Origin of the sequence: Methanobrevibacter filiformis, assembly GCF_001639265.1 — an archaeon.
Classification (GTDB): domain Archaea; phylum Methanobacteriota; class Methanobacteria; order Methanobacteriales; family Methanobacteriaceae; genus Methanacia; species Methanacia filiformis.
Genome location: NZ_LWMT01000035.1, coordinates 1 through 7,007 on the forward strand (window position 1 = coordinate 1; position 7,007 = coordinate 7,007).

The window sequence follows — 7,007 nt, forward strand, 5'->3', positions numbered from 1 at the left end:
ACCCATAGTTTCCAGAATAAACTATTTTCCGACTGTTTTCACGTTTTAAATTACTGTAAAATTTATTAAGGATAGTTGAGAGTGCTTTGTCTGGATGGAAATGCATTATTTACAATTCCATTAAGTAGAGATATGTTATTTAACGATAGATGCGATAGGTAGTTCACCATAATGCCTAATGATTGGACTTTGTTGGTGTAATTGCTATTTTTATCAACAAAAGGTTCTAATGGTGTTTGATGTGTTTTTCCACATTTCCTACATTTGTAAATTGTGGATTCTATTTTTTGATTTTTATTCAGATTTCTAAGACCATAATCATGTATTTTAAATGAGTCTGAACCACAACATTCACATTTAAAATCACTATTATCGATGTAACGACATTTAAGAGTCATACCTGTTATTTCTTCCAATGTTTGATGATATGTTGGGCCTACACGATTATCTAAGTATAATATTTCTTCTTCTATCACAACTCTCTTGGTACCATCAGTATTATATATTTTAACATTCATAATTATTACTTGGAGGAAGTTTGTTTTCTCTTTGCATAGATTTAACTATATTCTTCCTCCATTTAATTAATGTTATTATACTCACTTTTTTTTGAATTATACTGAACATTACATATATATGTTGTACTTTTCATTGAATTTTTTCACTTGTTCACCCTGAAGTTTTTGACACAGTCTTATTTTTAAGATTAATATTAGAAAACTTTTGATAAAGATAGATAGAAAAGCCTCAAAATTCTTCTTTAAATAAATGTTCAGCCATGTTTTATTCTTTTAAACTTGTTAAAATTCTTTTAATTCCTGTGCCTAATTCTTCAATAAATCTGCCCAATACAATATATTTTTTTAAAATTAGCTACTGTCATGACTATTTAATTTTAAATATTTATATATTATTAATTTCATACCATATAGCTAAAATAAAGAAAATTAAAGCTTAATTAAAAAGATAACGAAATATTTAAAACCATAATATTAAATTGTCATGACACTACTTATATTTAAGTGAAGTATTATCTGTCTGAATATGTAACATAATTAAATGATTGTTTAATCAAATGCATAATCAAATCATTAACTGAAGATAATCTGAACTCAGTTAAACCACTTCCCATCTTCCAACACCTTTAACATCTTTACTCTTGCAGGATCATTGATTTCATCAAACGGAATTTAGTTTAAATTAACCAAATCATCAGATAAAGCGTAACCTGCTTCAAAAGCTGTTATATTTTTAGATTTTGTTCCTGGTGGAACACTTACAAGTATTGCATCTTTTGTAGCATCATAAGAAACTATGTCTGTAAATTTTGTTATTGCTCCTATCATCACAATATTTGCTACAATTTTTAAACCTACTTCTTCTGTTGCTATTGCTGTTGCTCTTGCATAGTAAACTCTAATATTATTTTTTATTACGAAATCTTTAATTTCATCAATAACAATCATATCAGGATCTACAATTAGGATTCCATTTTCTTTTAAACCATCTAAATATTTTATTAAAGCTTCATGAGACATAGCTACCAATATATCAGGGTTTTGAACCTTTGGATAATTAATAGTTTCGTCACTGATAACTACTTCTGCTCTTGACGCCCCACCACGAGCTTCTGGACCATAAGATTGTGTTTGAACTGCATTGATTCTATCAAAAAGAGAAGCAGCTTTACCTATGATAACTCCAGATAAAATAACTCCCTGTCCACCAAATCCTGCTATTCTGATTTCTGTTCGCATAAAAATCACCTATTTGAAAATTTAAATTAAATTTACTGATTAATTAATAATTTACTTAATTATATCCTACTTAATTATATCCTACTTAATTATAACTTATTTAAAATAGATTTTGCAAAATCTTTGATTTTGCGAAATCAGTAATATATCAGTGACAATTAAATTATAGTTTATAAGCAGATTTCTTATATGTTGGTTTTCCACATTCTTCAATAGATAAATTACAAATTCCTTTAGTAAATTCTCCCCGATTATTATTTGCAAATTCACCTATAATTATTTTACCTAACAGTTCCTCATCAGTCATTTTATCTGCTTTTCTTTTAACAACTGTAGAGTCTTTGAAGTATCTTATCATGTCGACTGGAGTTCTTAATTTATTCTTACGACCAAAGTAAGTAGGACATTGTGATATTACTTCTATAAATGAAAATCCATCAGTTTTCAATCCTTTTTTAATTGCATTTGAAAGTTGTACTGGATTAACTGTTGTCCAACGAGCAACATAACTTGCGCCTGCAGCAGTTACAAGTTCAGCTAATTTGAAAGGAGCATCTTGAGCACCATATGGAGCTGTACTTCCAAAACTACCCTTTGGTGATGTTGGGCTTATTTGACCACCAGTCATACCATAGATATTGTTGTTTATACATATGACTGTTAAGTTAATGTTTCTTCTTGCTGCATGAATAAGATGATTCCCACCAATAGCTGCTGCATCACCGTCACCTGTAAAAACTACTACATCTAAATCAGGATTTCCAGTTTTAAGTCCTGTTGCAAAAGCTAATGATCTCCCATGAGTTGTATGAAGAGAATCACATTTAACATAACCTGGAATTCTTGAAGAACATCCAATTCCTGAAACCATAGCTATATTATCAAAATCCATTTCAGCACTTTCCATTCCCTTAAAAAAAGAGTTTAAAATTATTCCATTACCACAACCACCACAGAAAATGTGGGGTAAACGGTCTTTTCGTAAGTATTTAAGAGATGGATTTTCTTTAGAGTTTATTTCACTATCCATTTATACCAACTCCTTAATTTTAGATAGTATTTCATCTGGATTTGGAAGTTCTCCACCAATTTTACCAATTAAATGAGTATTAGCATTATTTTTAGCTATTCTTTCAACTTCGTGAACCATTTGCCCTAAATTCATTTCTACAACAATTAAATCATTAGCTATTTTACTGACTTCAAGTACTTCTTTTTCAGGCATTGGCCATGGAGTGTCTATTTTCATGTATCCAACTTTAATTCCTTCTTCTCTTGCTTTAAATGTTGCTTCAATAACTGATCGGACTGAAGAACCATAAGAAATTAAAATTACATCTGCATCTTCCCACTGCTCTAGTTTAACTCTTGCAATTTCATCTCTGTTTTCTAATATTTTATTACATAATCTTTTAACAAGTTTTTGATGATCTTGAGGATTTGAAGTTGCAGGATAACCTCGCTCGTCATGAGTAAGTCCAGTTATAGATAGTTTATAGCCATCCCCAAAAGCTGGCATTTTACTTACACCATTTTCAAGAGCCTTGTAAGGTAGGAAATCTTCGCCTTTTTCAGTAGGAGCTGTTCTTTTAATTGTTTCAATATTATCATCAATTACAATCTTTTCTCTCATATGTCCAATTACTTCATCAGCTAATAAAACTACTGGAACCCTATATTTTTCAGATAAGTTAAAAGCTTCAATTGTGAAGTCAAAAAACTCTTGAACTGATGATGGAGATAATGCTATTGGTTCATAGTCTCCATGTGATCCCCATCTAACTTGCATTAAATCTCCTTGGGCAGCCATTGTTGGTTGACCTGTTGATGGTCCTCCTCTTTGAACATTAACAATAACAAGGGGTGTTTCAGTGATTTGAGCATAACCAAGGTTTTCTTGCATAAGAGAAAAACCTGGTCCAGATGTTGAAGTCATAGCTTTTAGACCACTCCAAGAAGCACCAATAATAGCACCAATAGCTGATATTTCATCTTCCATCTGGATAAATGATCCTCCATTTTTAGGAAGAAGTCTAGATAAGTCTTCAGCTATTTCAGTAGATGGTGTAATTGGATAACCTGCAAAAAACCTACATCCTGCTTTAATAGCTCCTCTAGCACATGCTTCATTACCTTGAATAAAAAATTCTTCACTCATAATATCACCGTATTGTAATAGCTATTAAATAGTATTGGATTTAAGTTAATATAACTTATATTTAAGTCAATATTAATCATTTTTCTCATCCTCCACATAAGTAGCTTGATCTGGACACATTAATTCACAAAGATGACATTTAATACATTCATCTTCATTTTCAGGATTTGGAAGATAAACTCCTTTAGTGTTAGACACCTTAGATTTCGTATAAACTTGTTTAGGACATGATTCAATACATAAATCACATCCTTTACAGAGATTAGGATTTATTTTAATCATAAAAACATTTTCCATTGTTTAATTTAGTAATAAAAGAATATAAAAATATAATTAATGTAAACAATTCAAAATAGGTTGTAATAATTTAAAATATAAGTATAAAATAAATTAATTATAGAATATACTGCAAATCATATAATAATAATTGCAAAATAATTAATTATAGAATATACTGCAAATTATATAATATATGTTATATTTGAATTTGTTAATTTAAATAATTAATGAAAAATAAGTAATTAGAGATTATTTAATATATGAAAAATATGATTAAAATTAATAAAAATTAAAAATATATAAGTATAGTATATTCCAAAAGCTTCGTAACATATGCAGTAATTTAAATGTTCCGAAATATCATTTGAAAAACCTTTAAATTCAATTTTAAAGTATTTTTATCATATATTTCATAAGAATTAAAAAATGATTATATGTCACACTTTTGAGCAATGTATATTTGAGCAATGTATATAATTTATAAATAGTATAATATAACTACAAAACTAAATATATGAATATGAGATTAATTATTATTGTGAGATTAATAATATTAAATATGAAATTAGTATGTTACTAAAATAATTATTCATCAAATATGTCCTCAATATACATTAAAGGATAGTTTAATTCTTCTATGAACTCCATTTTAATAATAGCCATTATATTATCTATTTTTGAGATGATTTTAACATTTAACATATCACCAGATAGAGAAACATAGTCAAATTCAGTGTTTACTTCTTTTAGTTTTTCTAAGTCTATTCTGACTTCAACATCTTCAATTGCAGGTTGTAATTTTAGTGATTTTGAAATAGCTATTTCCAAAGATTTTGCTGAATCTATGTTTACAGGAGTTCCAATAAATTGGTGGAAAAGTGCACCCATACTTATTGCTCCTTCAAAAATAGCTCTTTCTCTTGATGTTATATTTGAAAAGTATTTTTTGTCTACATCCATTTTAGCACCTTGATATATCTTATTAATCATTATACCAAATAAAAAAAAGTAATTTGAATATTAATTAATTAAAATCTAAATATTAATTAAAATCAATATTATAAAATATGCACAATATTCATTAAAACAATGCAAATAGTTGATTTATTCCATCATCTAAGAAATTTGTTACAATATCTAGCTTAGACGATATAATTTCTGGTGAAAATGGGAATATGTAATCATATGCCATTATTCCAGTTATTAAAGCTATTGTCAATAAGATAAAAATTCTGTCTTCTTTAACTGGATAAAAGTAAGTGAATATTAGTCCAATAGCTAAGAATATTACTATGATATAAATCGCATAGTATTCTTGAGGATTATTTGATAGTTCTTTAGTATTTAAAGAGGATACATTAAGCATATCAGACTCTATAATTAACCTTTGAGCAGTTGAACCTATTGGATCACATGTAATCATGTAAAGCTTTTGTGTTGAGTTACTAACTGCCATTTGATAACTAGGATCAACTATTTTAGAACCATTAACTCTATAATTAACTGCACCAATATCTGGCCATTGTATAGTGATTATGTCTCCAGATTTAAACTCATTTAAGCGTAAAAATGGAGAACCTAATAATGTTCTATGTCCATGTAATATAACTTCGCCTTTTGATGGCTTGTTCGAGAGTTCATCAATTAAAACTCCTTGTGAAAGTGACACATTGTTTATTTTTTCGTGCAAACCTATAGATGAAGCTATTAAAACTGGATTTGTTACATTACTCTCTTTTTCAATGACGATTTTCTCTGAGAAGTAAGCAACTTCTTGTACTACATATAATGAAATAAACACAAGAGCTATAATAACAACAACTGTTGAAATTTTCATTTTTCCACTCCTAATACGAATTAAGTAATAAGATGATAAATTAATTAATATAATTAATCCTAAATATAAACTAAATTATTAAGTTGTAGTTGATAATTTAAAGTATAAACTAAATATGTTTGTAGCTAATAGTTTAAATATATCAATGATTAATATTCAATAAAAGCACTCCAAGACACTGATTTCAAAAATAGAAAAATTTTTCAAAATATTTTCACATTTAATTAAATCAATTCTCATTTCATGACTCAACTTTTTTCAAATATTTGCTTTATTAATACAAGCATTTCTTATGCTTAAAACGGTTTATTTTTTGAAACATCATTTTGATCAAACTTTTATTTCGTGACAGAAATTTAGAGAAATCTCAGATTTCTCGTTTTTAAAAGTTTGAAATGTTTAAATTGTTTAAAAATTTATTTACTTATTAATTAAATAATTTATCACATACTATTCATCATGATAAATTATTACATGATGAATACTAATTATATATTGTATTAAATAGTATAAATAGTTTATCATGAACCTATCAAAATATATGTTAATATAAATTGTGAAAATTTTGAAAAAACGAAACCTGAAAAATAGCTATGTTTAATCATATTACATCTATACTTAATTGGCTGTGCAATAATTATTTTTTGATTCTTTTTAGTTATGCTTAGTTTTAAATATTATGGGGTGTAATATAGTATTAATGTTTTTTAGTTTTTGTTGAGTTGGTGTTTATGGTTTTGCATGAAGATAGTATTGGTCAGGTGTTTTTACTTCCTTTGAATTTGAGGGACTTTATTCCAGATAATCATATTTGTTTTTTTATTGAGGAATTGGTTAGTCGGTATGATTTTGGTGATTTGCATTCTAAATATGCTGATACTCCAGGTAAGAAAGCTTATTCTAGGAGAATGCTTGCTAGAAATATTCTTATGGGTCAGATTGATGGTATAAGGTCTGGTCGTAAACTTGAAAAGGC

The 7,007-nt window shown here is 27.6% G+C and carries 7 protein-coding genes and 1 pseudogene; 1 reads left to right on the forward strand and 7 read right to left on the reverse strand.

Annotated features, from left to right (window positions below; translation table 11 throughout):
- Positions 1-65: 65 nt before the first annotated feature.
- From MBFIL_RS01325 to MBFIL_RS01355, 7 genes are all read right to left on the reverse strand, one after another.
- Entirely contained in the window at positions 66-518 is a 453-nt protein-coding gene (locus MBFIL_RS01325; protein WP_066970724.1) for a hypothetical protein, read from the reverse strand.
- A 672-nt stretch (positions 519-1,190) separates the two neighbouring features.
- Complete coding sequence (locus MBFIL_RS01330) at positions 1,191-1,757, reverse strand: 2-oxoacid:ferredoxin oxidoreductase subunit gamma (protein ID WP_066970726.1); 567 nt, start codon at positions 1,755-1,757, stop codon at positions 1,191-1,193.
- Between the two features lie 163 nt (positions 1,758-1,920).
- Entirely contained in the window at positions 1,921-2,775 is an 855-nt protein-coding gene (locus MBFIL_RS01335) for a 2-oxoacid:ferredoxin oxidoreductase subunit beta (RefSeq protein ID WP_245637438.1), read from the reverse strand.
- A gap of 12 nt (positions 2,776-2,787) precedes the next feature.
- Positions 2,788-3,915: a 2-oxoacid:acceptor oxidoreductase subunit alpha gene (locus MBFIL_RS01340; RefSeq protein WP_084266255.1), complete on the reverse strand. Its 1,128-nt coding sequence runs from the start codon at positions 3,913-3,915 to the stop codon at positions 2,788-2,790.
- Between the two features lie 72 nt (positions 3,916-3,987).
- Positions 3,988-4,197 carry a 4Fe-4S dicluster domain-containing protein gene (locus tag MBFIL_RS01345; protein WP_066970732.1) on the reverse strand — a complete coding sequence of 70 codons (210 nt, stop codon included), beginning with the start codon at positions 4,195-4,197 and terminating at the stop codon, positions 3,988-3,990.
- Between the two features lie 582 nt (positions 4,198-4,779).
- The gene (locus tag MBFIL_RS01350) at positions 4,780-5,154 is read right to left on the reverse strand and encodes a dihydroneopterin aldolase family protein (protein ID WP_066970734.1); all 375 of its coding nucleotides are present in this window, start codon (positions 5,152-5,154) and stop codon (positions 4,780-4,782) included.
- Between the two features lie 121 nt (positions 5,155-5,275).
- Positions 5,276-6,031 (reverse strand): sortase domain-containing protein, encoded by a 756-nt coding sequence (locus MBFIL_RS01355; RefSeq protein ID WP_066970736.1) that lies wholly within the window; start codon positions 6,029-6,031, stop codon positions 5,276-5,278.
- A 731-nt stretch (positions 6,032-6,762) separates the two neighbouring features.
- Here MBFIL_RS01355 and MBFIL_RS01360 point away from each other — a divergent pair.
- Positions 6,763-7,007 (forward strand): annotated as a pseudogene (locus tag MBFIL_RS01360) (hypothetical protein); the annotation flags it as partial.

What these genes read in the sequence shown, in the direction of transcription:
- MBFIL_RS01330 (WP_066970726.1), bottom strand. Translation starts at nt 1,757, where the DNA reads ATGCGAACAGAAATCAGAATAGCAGGATTTGGTGGACAGGGAGTTATT.
- MBFIL_RS01350 (WP_066970734.1), bottom strand. Translation starts at nt 5,154, where the DNA reads ATGGATGTAGACAAAAAATACTTTTCAAATATAACATCAAGAGAAAGA.
- MBFIL_RS01340 (WP_084266255.1), bottom strand. Translation starts at nt 3,915, where the DNA reads ATGAGTGAAGAATTTTTTATTCAAGGTAATGAAGCATGTGCTAGAGGA.
- MBFIL_RS01355 (WP_066970736.1), bottom strand. Translation starts at nt 6,031, where the DNA reads ATGAAAATTTCAACAGTTGTTGTTATTATAGCTCTTGTGTTTATTTCA.
- MBFIL_RS01345 (WP_066970732.1), bottom strand. Translation starts at nt 4,197, where the DNA reads ATGATTAAAATAAATCCTAATCTCTGTAAAGGATGTGATTTATGTATT.
- MBFIL_RS01325 (WP_066970724.1), bottom strand. Translation starts at nt 518, where the DNA reads ATGAATGTTAAAATATATAATACTGATGGTACCAAGAGAGTTGTGATA.